Below are 21,629 nucleotides of genomic sequence, written 5' to 3' on the forward strand. Positions count from 1 at the left end.
ATGGACAGGCAAAGCAGCAATGATTAAAATGCTTCTTTTTCATCAAATCCGATTTTCCGTGCATCATTATCAAGATTTAATTACCCTTTTTGATCGCTGTTTTGCAGAAAAGTATAATACCCGGCTGATAAAAGGCGGCGATGAGCCCCTTTACCTCCCTGCAGACGACACGCGCCCTTATCATGCCATTTACTTTGCCCATGGCTTTTTCAGCAGCGCCCTGCATGAATGCGCTCATTGGCTGCTGGCAGGAAAAAACCGGCGCCAGTTGATTGACTATGGCTACTGGTATGCCCCGGACGGCCGAACAGCAGAGCAGCAATTGCTGTTTCAACAGGTTGAGGTTAAACCACAGGCACTGGAATTAATATTGGCTACCGCCTGCAATCATCCTTTTCGCGTCAGCATTGATAATTTAAATGGCGTTGAAGCGGATACCGAAGGGTTTAAGCAAGCGGTCTATCAGCAGGCCGTTCAATATTGCCAACAAGGCTTACCAAAAAGGGCTGCTGTTTTTACCGATGCTTTGTGTGAGTTTTATGGCAGTAGCCTTGATGCATGTAGCTTAATTAAGGTTTACAGTAAGGAAGTGTTGGGCTTTACAGCCCAACCTACATAGGTTTAAACAAGCGTAGGTTGGGTCGTTTGACCCAACAATTATCATTTGATGCTTTTTCTGGCTTTCTGAATCGCTCTGATCTGAGCAACAGCGCGCGCCAACTCTGCTGCGGCCATTGCGTAGTCAACCTCAGCATTTTTGTTGGCCATTGCTTCTTCAGCTTTGGCTTTCGCTGCGAGGGCTGCCGCCTCATCAAGGCTATCTGCCCGCTCAACAACATCTGCCAGCACGCTGACCCGGAATGGTTGTACCTCAAGCATACCGCCCGAAACATAGTAAACATCCTGAGCGCCGCCTTGCAGGGTAACACGGATTTCGCCAGGCTTGAGCACGGTGAGCAGCGGGGCGTGGCCTGGTGTAACACCAATTTCACCAAGCTCGCCTGTTGCTACAACCATTTCGACCACGCCGGAAAAAATTTCCTGCTCGGCACTGACTATATCCAAATGGGTTGTAATCGCCATTGTTATTTACCTCACAGCTCTTTGGCTTTGGCAATCGCTTCATCAATGCTGCCGACCATATAGAACGCCTGTTCAGGCAGATCATCATATTCGCCAGCCAGAATACCCTGGAAGCCTTTGATCGTATCCTTTAATGATACGTATTTACCTGGCGAACCAGTGAATACTTCGGCTACGAAGAATGGCTGCGACAGGAAGCGCTGAATTTTACGTGCACGAGTAACCACGCGCTTGTCTTCTTCTGACAACTCATCCATACCCAGAATAGCAATAATATCTTTCAGCTCTTTATAACGTTGCAGAGTCTGCTGAACACGACGAGCTGTATCATAATGCTCCTGGCCAACGATTAATGGATCGAGCTGGCGAGAAGTTGAGTCCAATGGATCCACCGCCGGGTAAATACCAAGCTCAGCGATTTGACGCGATAATACAACAGTCGCATCCAGGTGAGCAAACGTGGTAGCAGGTGACGGGTCAGTCAAATCGTCCGCAGGTACGTATACCGCTTGAATAGAGGTAATAGAACCGGTTTTGGTTGAAGTAATGCGCTCTTGCAGCATACCCATTTCTTCAGCCAGCGTAGGTTGATAACCTACTGCAGAAGGCATACGGCCTAACAGAGCTGATACCTCTACCCCGGCTAAGGTGTAGCGGTAAATATTGTCAACAAACAATAATACGTCACGGCCTTCATCACGGAATTTTTCAGCCATGGTCAAACCAGTTAAAGCTACGCGCAAACGGTTGCCTGGCGGCTCATTCATCTGACCGTATACCAGCGATACTTTATCCAGTACGTTAGAGTCTTTCATCTCGTGATAGAAGTCGTTACCTTCACGGGTACGCTCGCCTACTCCGGCGAATACTGAGTAACCGCTGTGTTCAATCGCGATATTACGGATTAATTCCATCATGTTTACGGTTTTACCTACACCGGCGCCGCCGAACAGACCTACTTTACCGCCCTTGGCAAACGGGCAGAGCAAGTCAATTACTTTAATACCGGTTTCCAGCAGTTCCTGGCTGCCAGCCTGTTCTTCATAAGAAGGCGCTTTACGGTGAATAGCCCAGTGTTCTTCGGCATCAATCGGGCCTGCGTCATCAACAGGGCGGCCCAGTACGTCCATAATGCGGCCAAGGGTCTTTTTACCAACTGGTACAAGAATCGGCTCACCGGTATTTTGTGCTTTAATACCACGCTTCAAACCTTCAGAAGAACCCATCGCAATGGTACGGACAATACCGTCGCCTAATTGCTGTTGTACTTCAAGAGTCAAATCGCAATCCACCAGTTTTAACGCATCGTTTACTTTGGGAACTTCCGTACGTGGAAACTCAACGTCTACTACTGGACCAATAATTTCTACAACTGTACCTAATTTCATACTCATCTTTAAACCCTCTTATAAAGCGGCTGCACCACCGACGATTTCTGCCAATTCCTGAGTAATAGCAGCCTGTCGGGCCTTGTTATAAGCCAATTGAAATTCTTTAATTAACTCGCCAGCATTATCGGTAGCGCTTTTCATTGCTATCATTTTAGCGGCCTGCTCACAGGCGATATTTTCTACTACTGCCTGATAAGCCTGCAATTCAATATATCTTTCCAATAATCCATCTAACAACTCTTTGGCATCCGGCTCATAAATATAATCCCAGTGATGACCAAGTTTGTTACCGTCTTCTTCCGCTGTTGGAAGTGGCAACAGTTGTTTGACAACCGGCTTTTGCGACATTGTGTTGATAAACTCGTTATAAACAATGTGCAGCGCATCGATTTCACCATTGTAGAAAGCATCCAGCATGACCTTAACAACGCCAATCAGATCTTTCACACCCGGTTTGTCGCCCAGATGATCCACTGTAGCAATAACATGACCGCCCACACGCTTGAAGAACGCCTGAGCTTTACGGCCAATTGCACAGATGTCAATTTCTTTGCCTTCTTGCTGCCATTGGCGCATTATCCGCACGGTTTCGCGCAACAAATTGGCGTTTAAGCCGCCGCATAAACCGCGATCGGTTGATACAACAATGATACCAATCCGCTTAATTTCACGTACCGTCATAAACGGATGACGGTATTCGGAATTAGCTCGCGCAATATGCTTTACCACATCATAAATTTTTGTAGCATAAGGTTTGGATGCACGCATTCTATCCTGCGTTTTACGCATTTTACTTGCTGCAACCATCTCCATCGCTCGAGTAATTTTTTGCGTGTTTTTAGTACTCGCAATTTTCGAACGGATTTCTTTTGCTCCAGCCATAATTCGCTTCGCCTTTAATTATCAGGGCGGTTTACCCACCCTGCGTAATCAATAAACCACCGGAAAACCGGCGGCAGTTATTTACCAGCTTCCTGTACGTTTGAAGTCTTCAACAGCAGCTTTCAGTTGGGCTTCAATTTCGTTATCGTAAGCGCCTGTTTCGTTGATTTTATTCAACAATGCAGTGTGCGAACCGTGCATATGGCTGCGCAGCGCTGATTCAAACGAACTGATTTCCGCGACAGGAATATCATCCAGGAAACCTTTTTCGATCACAAACAGTGATACAGCCATATCAGCTACCGAGAATGGAGCATATTGTTTTTGCTTCATGATTTCAGTAATCCGCTGTCCACGCTCTAATTGCTTTCTGGTTGCATCGTCAAGATCAGAAGCAAACTGGGCAAACGCTTCCAGTTCACGAAATTGCGCCAGCGCCAGACGGGTACCGCCACCCAGTTTTTTCATAATTTTAGTCTGCGCAGCACCACCTACCCGTGATACGGACAAACCGGAGTTGATTGCAGGACGCACGCCTGAGTTAAATAAATCAACATCAAGGAAAATCTGTCCGTCAGTAATCGAAATTACGTTTGTTGGTACGAAGGCAGATACGTCGCCGGCTTGCGTTTCAATAATAGGCAGGGCGGTTAATGAACCCGTTTTGCCAACTACTTCGCCATTAGTCAGACGCTCAACTTCCTGTGCATTGATACGTGCAGCACGCTCTAACAAACGTGAGTGCAGGTAGAAAATATCCCCAGGATAAGCTTCACGTCCTGGCGGGCGTTTCAGCAGCAGGGAAATTTGACGATATGCCCAGGCTTGTTTGGTCAAATCATCATAAACAATCAGCGCATCTTCACCGTGTTCCATAAAGTATTCGCCCATTGCGCAACCGGAATAGGGGGCAATGAACTGCATCGCAGCCGAGTCGGCAGCGCCGGCAACAACAACAATCGTGTGCTCAAGGGCGCCATGCTCTTCCAGTTTGCGCACAATCGCAGCGACAGAAGAGGCTTTCTGACCAATAGCAACATAAATACATTTAACGCCAGTACCTTTTTGATTGATGATTGCATCAATTGCAATGGCGCTCTTACCTGTCTGACGGTCGCCAATGATCAGCTCACGCTGACCGCGGCCCACGGGAATCATCGCGTCAATCGCTTTCAAACCGGTTTGAACAGGTTGATCAACTGACTGCCGTGCAATTACGCCAGGCGCCACTTTTTCGATTGGAGACTTTTTAGTTGCCTGAATTGGCCCCTTTCCGTCAATTGGATTACCCAGCGCATCAACTACGCGGCCGAGCAGTTCTCTGCCAACAGGAACTTCCAGAATACGGCCGGTACATTTACCTTTCTGACCTTCTGACAATGAGGCGTAATCACCAAGAATTACCACCCCGACTGAATTACGCTCAAGGTTAAGCGCCAGACCGTAAATACCGCCAGGGAACTCAATCATTTCACCAAGCATGGCATCTGCAAGACCGTGAAGAAGAGCAATACCATCTTTAATACTTACGATGGTTCCTTCATTTCTTGCTTCAGACGCTACATTAAACTTCTTGATTTGCTGTTTTACAATTTCACTGATTTCTGATGGGCTTATTGACATGAAATCTATCCTCTTAATTACGCGGCCAAACGTGTTTTAAGTTTGTTTAACTTCCCACGCACTGAACCATCAATTACAAAATCACCAGCACTGATAACGGCACCGCCAAGCAGCGTCTTATCAATGGTAATTTCAAGGGTTACCTGTCTTTGCAGGCGGTTGCTTAACGATGTGATCAGACGTTGTTGTTGCGCATCGGAAAGCTCTGAATAGCTGCTTACATTGACTGTTAATGATTTTTCCTGCTCAGCCTTCATTGCCTCATACAGCTCGACAATTTCCGGAAGCACAGTAAGGCGCTTGTTTTGAGCAAGAACCTGAATAAAATTTTTCAATTCATCATCACCGGCCCCTGCACCTTGCATTGTTGAAAAAAGCAATTCGCTGTGCTGTTCCGCCGTTGTGACGGGATTGGTAATGAACCTTGTTACCTCTTCGCATGAAACGGCAACAGCCAGGGCATGCAAATACTCTGACCATTTATCAAGCGCAGCATTTGCCAGCGCAGTTTCAAATACTGCTTTAGCATAGGGACGGGCTATTATTGTGCTGTCTGCCATGTTAAATCTCTTCTATCAGTTTATCCAACAATGCAGCATTAGCCTGCTCATTCACTTCGCGCCCAAGAATAACTTCGGCACCGGCAACGGCCAGGCCGGCCACTTGTTTTCGAAGAGCTTCTTTCGCATGGTTAATTTCCTGCTGAAGCTGTTCTTGCGCAATCTTTGCTTGTCTTTGTGCTTCTAATTTTGCTTCTTCTTTTGCTTCTTCAACGAGTTGAGACGCACGCTTTGTCGCTTTCTCAATAATTTCAGAAGCCTGTGCTTTAGCATGCTTCAGCTCGTCTTTAACACGGTGCTGAGCAAGTTCAAGCTCTTTTCTGCCTCTCTCTGCAGCTGAAAGACCATCAGCAATCTTATTCTGACGCTCTTCCATAGCTCGAGCTAAAGGAGGCCAGACTAATTTCATGGTAAACAGGACAAACCCGGCAAAAACCAGCATTTGTACAATCAGAGTAAAATTAATATCCAAGGAAGTCTCTCCTTTAACATTTCAGGGCGCGAATGCGCCCTTTAATTAACCGTTATATTAAGAACCCAGGTTGCTGATAAAGGGGTTTGCAAAAGTGAAGAACAATGCAATACCAACACCAATCATTGTTACGGCGTCTAACAGACCGGCAACGATGAACATTTTAACCTGCAGCATAGGAACCATTTCTGGTTGACGGGCAGAACCCTCTAAAAATTTACCGCCTAACAGACCGAAGCCAATCGCAGTACCCAGAGCACCCAGACCGATAAGCAGCGCGACCGCAATAACAGTCATGCCTTGTACTTGTGCTATTAAATTTGCAGCTTGCATATAAATCCCCTTAATGGACAATGATTAATAATAAACAAAAAGAACTAGTGGTCTTCGTGTGCCAGACTCAAATACACAATCGTTAATACCATGAAGATAAACGCTTGCAGTACAACAACCAGAATATGGAATATTGACCAGCCCAATGATAAAACAAATTGAGCAATACTCAGACTTACTCCGGAAACCGACATCAGCGTTACCATATTTAAGGTCATTAACGCCATCAGAATAAAAATCAGCTCCCCGGCATACAGATTACCGAACAACCGCAATGCTAATGAAATTGGTTTTGCGATTAACGCTACTGTTTCAAGCAGAAAATTAAACGGTACCAGAATAAGCGATGGCAGGATGTACCATTTGCTTTTTGGTATCAGGGAAACCGTATCAAACGGGTGCAAGGTAAGCTCTTTGATAAAGCCGGACACGCCTTTGATTTTAATGCTGTAATACAGAATTAACAGGAAAACTGACAACGACATACCCAAGGTCAGGTTAAGATCATTTGTTGGGACGACTTTCAAATTGTGCAGGCCAAAATTCGTTGCCAGGGCAGGTAAAACATCAACCGGGATAATATCCATGGTATTCATCAACAGAATCCACATGAAAATGGTCAACGCTAACGGGCCTATCACCTTGCTTCTGCCATGAAAACAGTCTTTTACCTGGCTGTCAGCGAACTCGAGCAGCACCTCTGCAAAGTTCTGTAATTTACCCGGGATCCCTGTCGTTACCCGGCGAGCGCCAAAATAAAGCAATCCGAGAGCAATTATACCCAGGACCACCGAGAAAAACACCGTATCCAGGTTGATAGTCCAAAATCCGCCTGTTGAGCCAAAACTCATGGTTTTGAGATCAAAGGAGAGGTAGGTTAAATGATGTTTAATATATTCTGTACTTGATACCATTTCAGTCACTTTTAGGCCTTTCCTGTCTATTATCAATAATCAATGGCGCAAACCAATTGGTCATCACCAATGCAATATACGTTAAAAAAAACACTAGAGGCTGTACCTCATAAAAAATAAATACCAGCGCAAAGAGAATCATTGAAAGGATTATTTTTAAAAACTCCCCTTGATAGAAATTTTTAACAATCTCTTTCGCCGCCCGTGCACCCTGGTATTTAAATAATCTTTTCGCAAATACAGCGGAAGGAAGAATTGCTACTAAACCGCCTGTTAGTGCGGAACCAGCTGCTTTGGCACCTGAAAACAGGAATAACAGCAGCGTAATCATAAGGCAAATACCGATTTGTATGATAATTAACCGCCTTACACCGCCAAGAACTCGATTTTTATTCACAATTAACCTACCTTTCCAGGCGCGGATTATAAATTAAACATCTCTGATACGCAATCAAGTTTGGTGATTTTCTTGCAGGGCAACTTTTTTACAGGTTGGGCTGTAAAGCCCAACATTCGATCTTGATTAAACACTTCTGTTGGGCTTCACAGCCCAATCTACATTAATAATTCAAATTTGAACCCTATTGGATAATGGGGTTAAGGGGTAAAAGCCCGAACACATCTAACACGATAAACGTTGGTCTTAAGAACGGTGCCATAGGTACCAGTGTTGAAGTTAAATCGATAGGAGGCAAATTGAGGATTGCCAGTATGTTCGGTAGAACTCCAGTACATGGTACTGCTAAAACCGCCTATAGCCACACGATTGGTATATAAACAGTAGACTTGATCTGCGAGTGTCCCGTTACCTGTGGCCGGCAGAAACCAATCGTTGTAGCATGTATTCCCTGCCTGACAAGGAGTATTGCCTTGAGAGTCTACTTCATAGTTACTGCAAATTCCCGCAGCATAAGTATTGGAGGCGATATTCATTGGACAGCCTCCTCCTCCGCCAGGTCCTGTATAGCAGGCAACAATTGTTGCTGTATTAGTGGCTCCATCGGTGAAACTTTGGGGTGAAGGATTAGTAAATACACCAGAGCCGCCCCACTCAATTCCCGCGCTGTTATCGGCAGTTGCTGCAATCAGATTATTTAATCCGCCGTTCATGCAGGCAACTGTTCCCCCAAAAGCCGGTTGTCCAATTGCGGTGGCCCCGTAAGTATAGCCATTAGTCAGTGTTGCGCCGCCTGCCGGCGTGTTAATCACGACATCCACAATCCCTGCCGCATGAGCAGGCGTGACGCCAGTCACTGTCGTCGAGTTGACTACATTGATGCTGGTTGCGGCTATCCCATCAAAGGTGACACTGGTAGCGCCGGTTAACCCGGTTCCCGTTAAGGTAAAACCTGTTCCCCCTGATGCAACGCCTGAAGTTGGGTTGATGGCGGTCAATGTACTGCCTGATTGAATGGCAATGGCTGCCGTCAAAACATTGGTATTGCTGCCCTGGATGGTAAAATCCGTTTGCGCCACCACTGTATTGCCTGGTGTATAAGTCAGTGTGCAATTGCCTCCTGGTGGTACATTCGTACAGGTGTTGCCTGTTTCTGTCACATTGCCATCCAACGCCGTTCCGGTGAGATCTGATACAATGTTTGTAGCTGCTACGTCAGTGGATGTGTTAGTTATCGTTAACTGTCCAGTTGAGCCATTGGCCGTTAGCAATAAAGGAGACCCTGTAACCGTAATCTCCGCATCCAGTATCGGTAACGCCTGGGTGATGCGCAATATATCGGCGCTACTGGGTCGATAACACTGACCCGGGTTTCCTTGATCACAAACTACAGGACCATCCATAATTGGGCTGTTTAACTGGCTGCCATTTATCTGCAAAGACAATACGCAGGAATTTTTGCCTCTGAGTATAAAAGGATTGCCGCACACATTAAGCCCCGCGGTGATTTGGGTAATAGCCTGAATTGGCTCCATGGTTAAGCTGTGCGGCTTACTGGATTGATTGGTCACCCGATACTGTACCGTAGCTGTGCCATTAACAGGTACTGCAACCGTGGTCGCTGTCAGCGGCTCAAAGGTCCACACTGGCGATCCGGCATAAGCCGTTGTCATCATGAGCCCCAACCACAGGCAAGCCAGTAGCCTCTTTCTGAAAAAGTGTTTGTTTCTTTGCATGACGTTAGTCCTTATGTCACTTTGATATCAAATCGATAATTATTCCCTGCACCAGCATCGTATGTTATTTGATATTGGAAAACTATTCAAAAGCAGGATACTTTGTTGGTGATTATAAATCAAAAATCTTCTTCGCCTACTATTCTGACTTGCCTCAGTTATTACGCACTTTGCACATCAATTTTTTGGTTGGGCTGTAAAGCCCAATATTTGATCTTGATTAAGCACTGTTGTTGGGCTTCACAGCCCAACCTTCTATGAGAAATCTTTTGTCAACCCTTTTTTTATAGTCAGTCAAGCCTGCGCGATTAGCGCACCCGCAGGGCTTGGGCTTGACTGACTATAAAAAAAATTACGCTGTTCCCGTGTCTGCATCATGCATGATGCAGACCTGCCTGCCCGGCGAGGGCTTTCACTGACTCTTTTTACCCTTGTTTGTTTTTACATCTTTATTCTCTAAGTCGTGTTTCTATTTAACGAACTCCCGATTAAATTGTGTCTTGCTCAGTTGTTTAGCGATATAAACCGAAGTCTATCATCTACCTTCTATCCGTACAGCCCTTGGGCTGATACCTAATACTGCATTCGTCATCTGACGTTCGTGTCAACTGATAAAAAGTGCCCCATCTACGGAAACGGTACAATCATTCATTTATTGCCCCAGGTTGGGCACGGGCACTTCGACAACTCACAAAATAATAAGACTTCCCTTTAAATCCTAAAACAACGTTTATTCCTAAACTTTTAACTCAGCGCCTTTCGGCAATTCGCCCGTTTCGACATAACGCCATAAGGCAATCAATAATTTTCTAGCCAATGCGACAATCCCTATCTTTCTCAAGCGCGCGCCATGATCGAAGCGCTCATGAAACCAGTTCGATAAATCACTGCCCGGTTGGTACCTTAACCAACACCACGACAACTCTATCATTAATGCGCGAATACGATGATTCCCCGCTTTTGTAATGCCAAGCTCTTTCTCGCTATCACCGCTCGAATAAGGCGTTCCGACCAAGCCGGCTGCCGCACCCACTTCGCGCCGGTTCTTAAACCGCCGCCAGCCAAACCATTCCATGATAAGCATCCAGGAGCTCACATCGCCAACCCCTTTTAACCGTTTGAGCTGCTCTATCTGGCGATAGACTGGTTCTGGCGACTCCTTTAATAACTGCTGCATTCGCGATTCCAACGCCTTCAAATGCGATTCCACCAACTCCAGGCGCTTTACTTCGCGAAGTAGTTCCTCCTTCTGGTGCGTCAATAGCGGATTTCCCTGCCAATCTTTTACCGCCGTCAGGTAAGAGCCCAATCCTTTGTTCCGCTGAACTTTATCCCATATAAATTCAGCAGACTTCTGATACGGTTCGTATGGCTCGTGCGCTCTTTCTTTAACCGGCCTCGTTCCCGGTGCATCCGACGCCGATCCTCCTCCTCGCTCGGCACCCGGGCCACATGAAATTTAACATCGCCCCGCACGTGGCTTATTAGCTGCTTTAACAATTGCGACGCATCCAGGCCATCGGTCTTCGCTCGACGCGATTTCCGACTCACTTCGATACTGGATGAATCAATTACCACATTCTTGATTCCATGCTTTTCCAAACACCGATGTAACCAAAATCCGTCTCGACCGGCTTCGTAACAACTCACTACCTCACTCACAGATTCTAATTTCAGTTTCTCTTGGGCCACCTTCAATTCCGCCTGCAACCCCGCGATATCATTCGCTTCAATCGTTACTTTCCTGGTCTTTGTTCCTGTGCCAAACGCTATCACCCATTTAGTGTTTGATAACTCTAACGCCATGTACAAAATAGCGCCTTTTGGTGTAACATGCTCTTTAGCCGATAAGGTCATCTTTGTCTCCTTTTATCGTAGTGGATTAAAAATTGACAAAAGATAACCTTATTGGCTTTTCTTTTCTACATAGTATCTATATTAATAATTCAAATTTGAACCAACATTCCCATTTTCAATCACCTTTCCGGTTTGGAGTGCTTGATAAAAAAATTTTTGGGTCAAACGACCCAACCTACAAAAATTGTCCTGCCCTAGCCGGTTATAAAAGTTGGTAATCTTGCGTAATTTTGCCTATAGTTTATATAGTACTGTACATTTTATATACAGAAGCAGTACTGCGGTTGGCTTATCTTAGCAAATAAGCCTGTATTAAACTTGTTTAAGGAACTTACTATGTCTGAAAAGCAACAAGGTACCGCAAACAGCATGCGTGAAAAAATGACTAACCGTTATGGAGACGGTCTTCGCCACAAACATGATAAAAATCACTTTTCCTACCGTAAACACTGCCGCTCCCATCCCGTGCAATCGGCAGAATTAATTGAAAATGAAGCAAAAACAGGCTCTACAGGACTATTGCGTGCATTTAAATTGAGAAAAATTCGCAAACGACTGGATAAAGGTCGCATCCATTGATAAAGTGGTAATTACCTCCAGGTTAACCACTTCCTGGTATGGGGTTAGTACACTGTGGCCTCTTTTTTAGCAGGCCACAGATCTTCTCGTCACTGTGATTTAAATCAGCTCCTGTTGCTGCAACAGGTGTTTCACTCAAATTATAATAGCGCAATAATTTTACTACTCGAATAACACCACTGGTGTTACTGGCTATTTTCAAGACTTGATCAGCCTGGCTGGGCGGCACATCACCCATCACATAAACGATTCTGTCGATAGTAAGGATTTTGAATATATTGGGATCAATGGCTGAATCGGCAATAATCTGGGCCTTAATTTTAGTGGTAATCCAGCTATCTTCCAGTCCTGTAGACGGCGCTTCACTTACTGCGACCTGTTTGAATAATTCGCGGTATCCTGTTAAATGATTCAGACGGCTGTTAATTAATTCGCGCAAATCCTCAGACGGCACATGGCCGGCAATCAGCACATCGCCATTGAAAACTGCCATATCAAGCGAGCAGCCGCGCTGTTTTAAAATTCGCTTATCGTCATCAAACAGCAATTTGTTTGCATTCGCAGCCAATTGATAATCATCAAGCTTTTTATAAACATTATGGCGATCATAAATTAATGCCGCTCCAGTCCAGATGTTGCCCAAGCAACCTGATAACAGCAAAACTGAAGCAATAATCAAAAGGGTACAACGTCCATGTTTAATCATATCAAGTTATATATTGAAATACCTTAACCACTTTTCTGACGCCATTAATCTGGCGAGCCACACTGACTGCGAGATTAGCCTGTTCATGGGTTGCAATCCCCATTAAATAAACAACGCCGTTTTCCGTCACTACCCGTATTGAACCCGACTCAAGCCCTTTCTGCCCTAACATATAACTTCTGACCTGGCCTGTTATCCAGCTATCTGTTGTCCGTCTGCTAATAGGAACAGGATGGCCTATGGTAATTTCATCATATACGCGTCTGACATTAGGCGTGCTTTGGGCAATTTTTTCTGCCAGCACTCTTAATGATGCAGCAGGCGTCTGGCCGAGCAATAATACCACTTCATTAAAGCTGATAACGATAATCCGGGAATCGCGAAAACGCGGATCGGTTACAATTTTGGTATGAACCACGTGGAAAATGCGGGCGTCGCTTTCCAGCACTACCAGGCTGCGGCGATCGTATACGATCATTCCGGCTGCAGCGCCCGCTACCACAGCAGCAACGCATCCGGTTAACAAACTACTGATTAATAATAACGCTATAACACGATACTTCATAAAACTACCCCAATATTTGACCAAACAGTGACTGTTCAATCAAGTCACAAAAACAATGCAAAATAAACAAATGTGCCTCATGAATGCGTGCGTCGTTATCTGCGACTACCCGCAATTCAATATCTTCCGGTCCGAGGTGGTTTGCAATCACACCGCCGTCGCGTCCGCTTAAAATAATGGTATCCATTCCTTTTTCATTGGCGGCATTAACTGCCTGCAAAATGCTGTCGGCATTACCGGAAGTCGTTATTGCAAGCAAAACATCGCCTTCCTGGCCCAATGCCTGAATCTGGCGGGCAAAAACCTGATCATAATGACTGTCATTGGCAATGGCAGTGATTGAGGAAATATCGCCGCTTAACACGATTACCGGCAGCGGCGGCCTTTCAAGCTCAAAATGATTGAGCAATGCTGCAGAAAAATGCATGCAATTGGCAGCAGAGCCGCCGTTACCGCATAATAAAATTTTGCCGTCGTTAAGCAGGCAATTGACCAGACGCGTTCCAGCTTTTGCTATCATGGCTGATAACGCATCGGCAATGGCAATCTTGGATTCTATACCAAGCCCGAAAAGCTGCCTGACACGATCTTCCATCTGAGACATGGTTGCACCTTGTATTGGTTAATAATCAATTCCAAAAGCATTTTTAATCCATTCAATATCTGCCGAATGGCCTTGTACACTAATTACATCAAAACGTACAGGGTATTTATCATGTAATTTGTTTACCGTTAAGTAATGTTTTGCTGTTTTTATAATTTTTTTAATTTTTCCCTGAGTAATACTGGCAAGGGCGCCGCCATAAACGGGTGAAACTCTTGCGCGTACCTCAACAAATACCAGATATTGACTGTCTTTCATAACTAAATCAATTTCTCCACAGCGGCAACTGTAGTTACTGGTAATCCAGTTTAAGCCCCGGGCAGTCAGATAGTCACGAGCCTGCCGTTCAACGGCATAACCTATTTCTTTGGACATGCTTTTTCCTTTTATATCCCAAATGTAGGTTGGGTCGTTTGACCCAACATTACCAAACTTCAATCAATTTTAAGTTTCGATTTATTAAAAAGCTTGTTGGGTCGAAACGACCCAACCTACGATAAGGTTTCGCCAGTTTGGGTGGCTACGCCATTTTTAAATCGCCCCCAGGCCAGAATGCGCGCCACCTGACGAGCGCGATTTAAATAAAGTACTCCGCTTTTATCATTGATGCCCATTGCCGGGAACAGCATCAGCTGATTCAATTGGGTCGCCAATGAGTAACTATCCATTCCTAAAGCATATAGCCGGTTATAGCTATTTAATTGTTCAGGCCAGTTTCTATTAGCCAGCTGGTTGCCGAATACCCAGGGCATATCACAGAAAATAATGCCATCCAGATCACGATCGCGTAAGGTATCCGTGCTGCCGGCATAAACCGCTGAAGTGGCATAAACCGGTACATCACCAGCAAAATAATATTTTAACAGGGGCATAATCTGCCTTGCTTTTGATGGATAGGCAAGCAGGAAAATCATATCAAAATCCTGACGGCGCTTTGGTCCTGCATTCAATGCTTCTGCCGAACCGGCTTTATATTGTTTTTCGGCGGCATCCCGCTCGGAAACACGCAGAAACTGCCTTACAGCCAGGTTTAAATCGCTCTGGTTATCATAAACCATCTTATCAGTAACCTGTCCGCCTGCCTGTTGCCATTGGTCAGTAAATGCATTGACAATTTCATCGCCCCAAGCGCCTGCCGGTGCGATAATCAGTGCTTTTCGCAAGCCATTTTTACCGGCTTTTGCCGCAACCTGACGGGCTTCATTGTTTGGCGACAACCCAAAGCGATAAGCATTGTCACTAACATTTTTTTCACCATCAAGATCATTAAGCAACAAAGTAGGTACCGGATGGCTAAGGCCAGCCACAACGGACACATCACTCTTGGTTAACGGACCTACAATGTAATTTGCTCCTTCGGATAAGGCCTGATTATACAGGCTCCTGATATCGCCAGAAGCCGTATCATATAGCCTGACATGGACATTTCCTGACGCGCGGCTGTTATTATAAGCGGCCAGAAAACCATCTCGCACAGCATTGCCGGGGCCAGCTAATGGACCTGTTAACGGAACAAGCAGGGCGATGTTGTCCGGAGCCTGATTAAGAAAAGGCTTAACTGCTGATAACGGCGACGGCAGTAAGCCGTTCGCTGGGTGAGCGGAATAAACCCGCTGCCATTGCTCAACTTCACTGAGCAGGATTTGCTTGTCGCCGCCTGCCTGACGCGGGATCAACGCTAATTTCATCCAGCCTTGCAGTTCTGAACCGTCTTTTGCTTCCATAGACAGGGTATTAAGATCCGCTGCCGGCATTTTTGCCAGCGTCAACCATAAAATGCGTTGATTATTCGCACGCTCAGCCCCTTCAGGCAGTAAACGATCAAGTTTTATTCGTTCAGTAACCGCATAAGAAGGATTGCCGGCTGTCTCATAGGAGCGGGCCAGTGTATCATGATACTGTTGCTGGTAATAAGGCGATAGTTGTTTTAACCGGTGCACTGATGACAGTTTGGCAATAGCTGATTTGGGCTGGCTGCGCATTAAATCAATTTTGGCCTGCAATATTGTTTTTTCATTAGCCTGAATTGGAGACAGGTTGTCTGTACGGACCAGGGTTTCCTGAGCATTTTTCCAGGCGCCATCCGTCAGGTAGCGGCCTGCTGCCATAATCAGCATGCTTTCACGTTCACTGCCAATCTGATTTTCAGCCATAGCGAGATAAGCGGCTGCCGGCAAGGTAAAAGGCGATGCAGACTTGCTGCTGACGCGTGCTGCCATTGTATTGTCGTTGACTTTAGTGCATTGGCACAGGAAAAAAACTGACAATGACAGGATAGATAATTTGGCAAAAAAGGATCGTGACACCATATATAAAGCTCTATATGCAAGGACGCGATAGCATAAACCATGGCGAAATATTCAGCAACAATGATGTAGTGACATAATAATGGCATCCGATGATTTGCAAGATTGGGCAAGGTGATAATTGCTGTATTGACCAACAAATAATACCCATGTAAATTTTGTACACTTTTCCTGAGGCTATCCACAATGATAATTGATAATATTGATTCAACCGAAAATTCCAGCGGAACCTTATATATAGTCGCAACACCTATAGGGAATCTGGAAGATATCTCGCAACGGGCAATAAATACCCTGAAAAATGTGGATGCAATCCTTGCCGAAGATACGCGTCATTCCTTACCTTTGTTACATGCCCTGGGTATTGGCAAACCGCTGGTTTCCCTGCATGCCCATAATGAAAATGAGAAAAGCCAGAGTATTATTGAACAATTATTACACGGTAGTTCGTTTGCTTTAATCAGCGATGCCGGTACACCGTTAATCAGCGATCCCGGTTTCGTGCTGGTTCGCGAGGCACGGTTAAACGGGATCAAAGTAACGCCTGTTCCGGGAGCATGTGCACTAATCGCAGCGTTATCTGTTGCTGGTACGCCCTGCGATAATTTCATATTTGAAGGCTTTTTGCCGGCAAAGCAGCAGGCCAGAATCAATAAATTGCAGGCTATCTTAAGCAGGGAAACAACTTGTGTCATTTATGAGTCTACTCATCGGATAATTGCTTGTCTGCATGATATCGCAACCGTATTCGGGCAAGAATATGAACTGGTTCTGGCAAAAGAGATTACTAAACTGTATGAGTGTTTTATCCAGGCTAATTGTAATGAAATAATTAACTGGCTAGAAGCTGAATCAGGCCGGGTTAAGGGTGAGTTTGTTTTAATTCTGCCCGCGGTTTATGCACAGCAGGATAATAGTGAAACGGATCGCATTTTAAAGATATTACTTGAAGAGTTACCCTTAAAACAGGCTGTAAAAATTGCAGCGCAGTTAACCAATATATCGAAAAACGATTTATACAAACAGGCGCTTCGTCTTGGCGAGCGCTAAGACCGGCTTTTATGCCATAGATAAAATTATTGGTGTCATTCATTAAAATCTGGTAACAATATTCATGTCCTTTGCACGAAGTGATTCTTTATTGTAGGTTGGGTCGTTAGACCCAACATTATTTTTTTAATCTTTCTTTGTGAGTGGCTAAATAATTTTGTTGGGTCAGGACGACCCAACCTACAGATTGATCAGTGCCAAGTTCGCGTTCATATTAACAGGGATTTTAAGATGATAATTAAGACGATTATAAAAGCCGTTGCGATCTGTTTTTTTTCTGGCATCAGCTATGCTGGTATAAGCATTGGGCATATTACTATCAGTAATCCTGATATTGGCAGCCAGGATGTAACCTATGAAAGGGTTAACAATTATGCCCTGGTAGAAGGCGATATTATTATTGGAAAAATCAGTGAGCTGGATAAACCCGGCGCTGTTATCCGTTCGCGATTGGGCGGCAGCCGGTGGCGGCATGGCATTATTCCATTTGAAATATCGGAAGATCTGCCTTTGCCTAACAAACTCGCTATCCTGGAAGCAGTTAATCACTGGCAAAAACATACCTGGCTTGAATTTATCGAAATCACCTCCGCCAATCGCGGAAAATTTAAGGATTATATCGCCTTTATTCCGGCACCGGGAACCACCTGTTCCTCTTATGTAGGGCGTTTAGGCGGACGACAGGAAATTAATCTCTCAACCCGCTGCACCGCCATGAATACCGTCCATGAAATAGGCCATGCCCTGGGTTTATGGCATGAACAATCACGCACCGATCGCAGTAATTATATTCAGATCGTCTGGGAAAATATTGATGACGATCACCGATTTAACTTTGAGCAGCATTTCAACGATGGCCGTGATTTTGGCGAATACGATTACCAATCGATTATGCATTATGGACCTTATGCATTTTCCAAAAACGGCGGCAAAACTATTATTCCATTAGTTGAGGGGGTTGAAATCGGCCAGAGAAGGGGATTAAGCGAAAAAGATATTGCGGTTGTAAAAGCAATGTATCCAGAAGTCTAGTTTTATTTGTCATTCCCGCACAAGCGCTCAGGCGGGAATGATCAGGAGTCTATGTGCTTAAAGTGCCGGAGATGTAAGAAGCGCAGGCTCTCTATCTTGCGGCTGCGGATTTTGTGCTTTATGGGAAGAATATGAATCCCATAGCTGATAAGCAATATAAGCAGCTGTTAAAACAACTGCCGCAGGCCAGCAAACCGCAAAAGTAGTGATAACCACACCAGGAATCACGGCATTTTTAAACAAGGTGATCAGAAATTCATTACGCGCACTCTGATACTCTTTCAGCGTAGACGCATACATATCCTTCTGCCCCATAATATCAACCTGTTCAAGGCGCAAATTTTGCTCATAATACTTTTTGAATGCTTCGCCCGACAGGTACATTGAAATTGCAAAAGTACAAACCGCATAGCAGACCACAGTCATTACCCCCGGCGTAAGCAGCAAGGATGCGGAGAACCCGCTTACCAGCAACACGGCCGCCGCCGCGTTAAACAGCCAGTAGGCATTATCCCGCTGCCGCTTAATATCCAGTTCAGCTATCTGCGCATGCAGGATATCTTCATGTTCTGCAAGATTTAACAGGGTCTGTCTGTCAGGGTTAGCCTTCGCCAGTTCCTTTTCCCGCAATTCCATATAATTTGTTAATTCAGCACGGTATTGCGTTTCCTTGGCAGCATACTCTTTCTCAGCAAGATAGCGGCGCCATAACAGCAGGCAAACGTCAAACACTAAAAATCCTGCGGTTACCCAGGCAGCGGTTGGTGCAGCAATATGAAAAAAGGCTGCATAGTTGGTGAAACCATTCACCGTTGCCCAGACCAGATCGTTAGCAAAATCGCCATGTCGTCTGTACATTTCATTTTTAAAGCGCTGCATGCGGGTCTGATTATTCAATTTGTCATCAGCGAAGAAAACATGCTTGATAAGCAATCCGGCATTTACAATAAGCCGGCCGGCAAAAAAACCAACGCTTAGCGCGCGGAATACCGGATTAGGCGCGTTCAAAACCTCCACGACCTTATCGATATCGAATGCATTTCCGAAAATTTTATCGAACCATGCTGCCTGTTTTGATAATAACAAAGCGCTGGCAATAGTATTTTTACAAAATAGAATGTACAGACGAAGAAGATTTGGCTTGGCAAGCACGTCGGTTTTTATCGCAGTCGTAGATGTAGGTATTTTAACGATATGAGACACGCCCTTTTTAATACTTTTCGTTACGCTATCAGCATAACTTTTCCTGATTTTGTGATGGCTTTTGTTTAAAATAATATCTTCGAGTTCAGCACTTAACTTACTATATTTTTTAATATTAGCAGTATGATCATAAATCGTATAAAGCTTTACCAGCTTATCACTGCAGTACAGGCAGTAAGACCAAAATACATCCGGATTTCGGGTCCTGTTTCTCTCCAGCACATGGAACAAATCATCCAGCTCTTGTTCAATAAGCAGACGCTGATCGGCAATATCACTGTAATCAGCCTCAAGCGCTTGATTTTTTGCAGCCGTAATCAGGCTTTGTTTGTTAATTTCTGGAGGCATGGCAAGATTCATCATGCTATTACCGTGAAAAAAAGCATTTTTATTATCTATATACTTACGGCAAGCCGACAAATCGCTCATAATTCCATTCCATCAAAAAATTGAACAAACAAAGTAAATTATAAACTTAACATTGTCTTGATAAATACACAAGCTTTTTTGTCATATTTTTAAACAAAAACAAGACAAAGTGAACATAATTATTTGGCTGGTTCATTTAATATTTTTAACTGATTTACTGTTTTACACATTTATTGTACAATAAGCCTATTAATTGCGATACATCGGATATTAATATGGCACATCCTGACTATGATTTTGTTTATAATGCAGCAAAAAATCACATTAAATATAAATCACTACTGCTATTAAAAGCTGGTTTACGAAACAAAATGAAAGCAATTGATGCTCCAGGAGCGGCGCCTAACTTTCTAACGGCTGCTGGCCAGCTTGCCCGTGAAGGATTACTTATAGAGGTTGAGCGCTTACGGGAAGCAGGCGCAAACCCAAGTGAAATTGCCCGTGGATTTGCACTGGCTAATAACCATCGGATGGTTGAACTCTACCGCCGTAAATATAATGCTAATCCTACCGCCATTGCGCAAGGATATGCCGCTGCTGGAAATCATAACAAAGTCGAAGAGTACCGGGTCAAACATAATGCAGATGTCAATGGCATTGCCTATGCTTATGCGCTTAATAATATCGATAGCTACGTTGAGAGGTATCGAGATGTCCATAAAGCGGATGTCAGCCTGATTGCCCAAGCGTATGCAAAGTGTGGAAATCGATCGAAGATAAACGAATATGTCAATAATCGCAACGCTAATATAGCTGCTGTTGCTGAAGGTTATGCTTATGCTAATAATGATGAAGGGATAAAACGATGCCAGAACCATCTCCTTCAAATGAATCAACGTTTTAAAAAAATTAAACAGGAACAAAATATAACTAACTTTGATTGGGATAAAGTACTTAGCGGTTATGCACTTACTGGTAATACAGAAAAACTAAATCAAATTATCACTAACAAAAACATCTTGCTGCCTCATTATTCGTATTGTTTACTGGTTTTAAAGTTTTCCTGTATTGGTGATCATAAGTCCGTAAAGAAACTCACCCATGATATTATACCTAAATTAAATTATAACAATGATGCAGTTAAGCACGAGACGCTTGTAACCATGTGGCGAATGGCTGCTATCGGTGCAGCGAAAGCAGGGCGTCACACAGAGGTAGAGGATTATGTCAAACAATATCATATAGCGCCGGAATCAATTGTTTTTGCCTATGCATCAGAAAATAATCATGCCAAAGTAGCAGAACTTATACAGCGATACACTATTGGCAAAAAAACTGAAGGCACTCAACTCCGAGATAATGATAAAAAAATAATTGAACAAACAATTCATGGTTATGTAGTGGCTGGTAATTATAAAAAGGCGAATGAATATCGCCATAAATACAATATCGATGTGACCCAAGTTGCGGCATTCACCATACGCAGAAGTAATCCGCCGCCATTTTATATGGCAGTGAATAAAGTAGCCAAGCTCCCTGAAACTCAACGCAATGCGCTGCTCAAAATGTTGCTTCGGCTTGAAGAAGGGCAAAAATCATTTTCTCCTTATTGGAAAAACAGTAAAGACAAGCTGACCCACATTGTTAAAGCGATTAATAACATACAAGGGGAATTGGATTTAGGAAAAGAACTGGGCAATAAAAATTCCGAATTATATCAGGCTATTAATATGGCAAGATTGTTGCCATTCACGCTCTTTGGTGGAAAAGCCGCCTATAATAAGGCCCATTCTTTAATAGCTCTCGAGGCTGATCTGGTGGCTGGCTCAAATGCCAGTGTAGGCCGCCCTTGAATTGGAATGTTGGGCTTTACAGCCCATGGCCGTCAAGCTAAGCCAGGTACACAGGAAATTAGAATAGTAAATGTACAAAATTCCTTAACTGCCTGCTATGGGTTTTACAGCACA

The 21,629-nt window shown here is 44.4% G+C and carries 23 protein-coding genes; 5 read left to right on the forward strand and 18 right to left on the reverse strand.

What is annotated here, in order from left to right; all coding sequences use genetic code 11:
• Positions 1 to 58: 58 nt before the first annotated feature.
• Positions 59 to 619, forward strand: a complete 561-nt coding sequence (locus ACFORL_RS03790; RefSeq protein ID WP_382341635.1) for an elongation factor P hydroxylase — start codon at positions 59 to 61, stop codon at positions 617 to 619.
• Positions 620 to 660: 41 nt separating this feature from the next.
• Here the strand turns inward: ACFORL_RS03790 and ACFORL_RS03795 are convergent, their stop codons facing one another.
• From ACFORL_RS03795 to ACFORL_RS03850, 12 genes are all read right to left on the reverse strand, one after another.
• Positions 661 to 1,083 (reverse strand): F0F1 ATP synthase subunit epsilon, encoded by a 423-nt coding sequence (locus tag ACFORL_RS03795; RefSeq protein ID WP_382341257.1) that lies wholly within the window; start codon positions 1,081 to 1,083, stop codon positions 661 to 663.
• Positions 1,084 to 1,094: 11 nt separating this feature from the next.
• Positions 1,095 to 2,471, reverse strand: coding sequence for a F0F1 ATP synthase subunit beta (gene atpD, locus ACFORL_RS03800; RefSeq protein ID WP_382341636.1), 1,377 nt, complete (start codon positions 2,469 to 2,471; stop codon positions 1,095 to 1,097).
• A gap of 18 nt (positions 2,472 to 2,489) precedes the next feature.
• Positions 2,490 to 3,356, reverse strand: coding sequence for a F0F1 ATP synthase subunit gamma (gene atpG / locus ACFORL_RS03805; protein ID WP_382341260.1), 867 nt, complete (start codon positions 3,354 to 3,356; stop codon positions 2,490 to 2,492).
• Between the two features lie 81 nt (positions 3,357 to 3,437).
• Entirely contained in the window at positions 3,438 to 4,979 is a 1,542-nt protein-coding gene (atpA, locus tag ACFORL_RS03810) for a F0F1 ATP synthase subunit alpha (RefSeq protein WP_382341262.1), read from the reverse strand.
• 17 nt (positions 4,980 to 4,996) lie between these two features.
• Positions 4,997 to 5,539 carry a F0F1 ATP synthase subunit delta gene (locus tag ACFORL_RS03815; RefSeq protein ID WP_382341264.1) on the reverse strand — a complete coding sequence of 181 codons (543 nt, stop codon included), beginning with the start codon at positions 5,537 to 5,539 and terminating at the stop codon, positions 4,997 to 4,999.
• Between the two features lies 1 nt (position 5,540).
• Entirely contained in the window at positions 5,541 to 6,011 is a 471-nt protein-coding gene (locus ACFORL_RS03820) for a F0F1 ATP synthase subunit B (RefSeq protein WP_382341266.1), read from the reverse strand.
• 57 nt (positions 6,012 to 6,068) lie between these two features.
• Positions 6,069 to 6,344 carry a F0F1 ATP synthase subunit C gene (atpE, locus tag ACFORL_RS03825; RefSeq protein ID WP_382341268.1) on the reverse strand — a complete coding sequence of 92 codons (276 nt, stop codon included), beginning with the start codon at positions 6,342 to 6,344 and terminating at the stop codon, positions 6,069 to 6,071.
• A 44-nt stretch (positions 6,345 to 6,388) separates the two neighbouring features.
• Positions 6,389 to 7,258, reverse strand: a complete 870-nt coding sequence (atpB, locus tag ACFORL_RS03830; RefSeq protein WP_382341638.1) for a F0F1 ATP synthase subunit A — start codon at positions 7,256 to 7,258, stop codon at positions 6,389 to 6,391.
• 1 nt (position 7,259) lies between these two features.
• Positions 7,260 to 7,655: an ATP synthase subunit I gene (locus ACFORL_RS03835; RefSeq protein ID WP_382341270.1), complete on the reverse strand. Its 396-nt coding sequence runs from the start codon at positions 7,653 to 7,655 to the stop codon at positions 7,260 to 7,262.
• A 200-nt stretch (positions 7,656 to 7,855) separates the two neighbouring features.
• Positions 7,856 to 9,391, reverse strand: a complete 1,536-nt coding sequence (locus tag ACFORL_RS03840; protein WP_382341272.1) for an IPT/TIG domain-containing protein — start codon at positions 9,389 to 9,391, stop codon at positions 7,856 to 7,858.
• A 736-nt stretch (positions 9,392 to 10,127) separates the two neighbouring features.
• Positions 10,128 to 10,652, reverse strand: a complete 525-nt coding sequence (locus tag ACFORL_RS03845) for a transposase (protein WP_382341273.1) — start codon at positions 10,650 to 10,652, stop codon at positions 10,128 to 10,130.
• Positions 10,653 to 10,684: 32 nt separating this feature from the next.
• Positions 10,685 to 11,248, reverse strand: a complete 564-nt coding sequence (locus tag ACFORL_RS03850; RefSeq protein ID WP_382341275.1) for an IS110 family transposase — start codon at positions 11,246 to 11,248, stop codon at positions 10,685 to 10,687.
• Positions 11,249 to 11,584: 336 nt separating this feature from the next.
• Here ACFORL_RS03850 and ACFORL_RS03855 point away from each other — a divergent pair, with 336 nt between their 5' ends.
• Positions 11,585 to 11,827, forward strand: coding sequence for a hypothetical protein (locus ACFORL_RS03855; RefSeq protein WP_382341277.1), 243 nt, complete (start codon positions 11,585 to 11,587; stop codon positions 11,825 to 11,827).
• Between the two features lie 22 nt (positions 11,828 to 11,849).
• Here the strand turns inward: ACFORL_RS03855 and ACFORL_RS03860 are convergent, their stop codons facing one another.
• The 5 genes from ACFORL_RS03860 to ACFORL_RS03880 all read right to left on the reverse strand — a co-directional run bounded on the left by ACFORL_RS03860 (position 11,850) and on the right by ACFORL_RS03880 (position 16,011).
• A complete protein-coding gene (locus ACFORL_RS03860; RefSeq protein WP_382341279.1) occupies positions 11,850 to 12,533 on the reverse strand; it encodes a BON domain-containing protein in 684 nt (227 codons plus the stop codon).
• A 1-nt stretch (position 12,534) separates the two neighbouring features.
• On the reverse strand, positions 12,535 to 13,098 hold the full coding sequence (locus ACFORL_RS03865) for a BON domain-containing protein (protein WP_382341280.1): 564 nt from the start codon (positions 13,096 to 13,098) through the stop codon (positions 12,535 to 12,537).
• 4 nt (positions 13,099 to 13,102) lie between these two features.
• A complete protein-coding gene (locus tag ACFORL_RS03870) occupies positions 13,103 to 13,702 on the reverse strand; it encodes a D-sedoheptulose-7-phosphate isomerase (RefSeq protein WP_382341282.1) in 600 nt (199 codons plus the stop codon).
• An 18-nt stretch (positions 13,703 to 13,720) separates the two neighbouring features.
• Positions 13,721 to 14,077, reverse strand: coding sequence for a YraN family protein (locus ACFORL_RS03875; protein ID WP_382341283.1), 357 nt, complete (start codon positions 14,075 to 14,077; stop codon positions 13,721 to 13,723).
• 116 nt (positions 14,078 to 14,193) lie between these two features.
• Positions 14,194 to 16,011, reverse strand: coding sequence for a penicillin-binding protein activator (locus ACFORL_RS03880; RefSeq protein ID WP_382341285.1), 1,818 nt, complete (start codon positions 16,009 to 16,011; stop codon positions 14,194 to 14,196).
• Positions 16,012 to 16,194: 183 nt separating this feature from the next.
• On the opposite strand from ACFORL_RS03880, the gene rsmI reads away from it, so the two are divergent.
• On the forward strand, positions 16,195 to 17,058 hold the full coding sequence (gene rsmI, locus ACFORL_RS03885; protein ID WP_382341287.1) for a 16S rRNA (cytidine(1402)-2'-O)-methyltransferase: 864 nt from the start codon (positions 16,195 to 16,197) through the stop codon (positions 17,056 to 17,058).
• 231 nt (positions 17,059 to 17,289) lie between these two features.
• Positions 17,290 to 18,090 carry a Dot/Icm T4SS effector Zinc-dependent metalloprotease LegP gene (gene legP, locus ACFORL_RS03890; RefSeq protein WP_382341289.1) on the forward strand — a complete coding sequence of 267 codons (801 nt, stop codon included), beginning with the start codon at positions 17,290 to 17,292 and terminating at the stop codon, positions 18,088 to 18,090.
• Between the two features lie 57 nt (positions 18,091 to 18,147).
• On the opposite strand, the gene ACFORL_RS03895 is transcribed toward legP, so the two are convergent.
• A complete protein-coding gene (locus ACFORL_RS03895) occupies positions 18,148 to 19,722 on the reverse strand; it encodes a hypothetical protein (RefSeq protein ID WP_382341291.1) in 1,575 nt (524 codons plus the stop codon).
• 215 nt (positions 19,723 to 19,937) lie between these two features.
• Between ACFORL_RS03895 and ACFORL_RS03900 the strand changes: the two genes are divergently transcribed.
• Positions 19,938 to 21,515 carry a hypothetical protein gene (locus tag ACFORL_RS03900; protein WP_382341293.1) on the forward strand — a complete coding sequence of 526 codons (1,578 nt, stop codon included), beginning with the start codon at positions 19,938 to 19,940 and terminating at the stop codon, positions 21,513 to 21,515.
• Positions 21,516 to 21,629 lie beyond the last annotated feature (114 nt).

The sequence above is a fragment of the Legionella dresdenensis genome (genome assembly GCF_042649825.1).
GTDB lineage: Bacteria > Pseudomonadota > Gammaproteobacteria > Legionellales > Legionellaceae > Legionella_C > Legionella_C dresdenensis.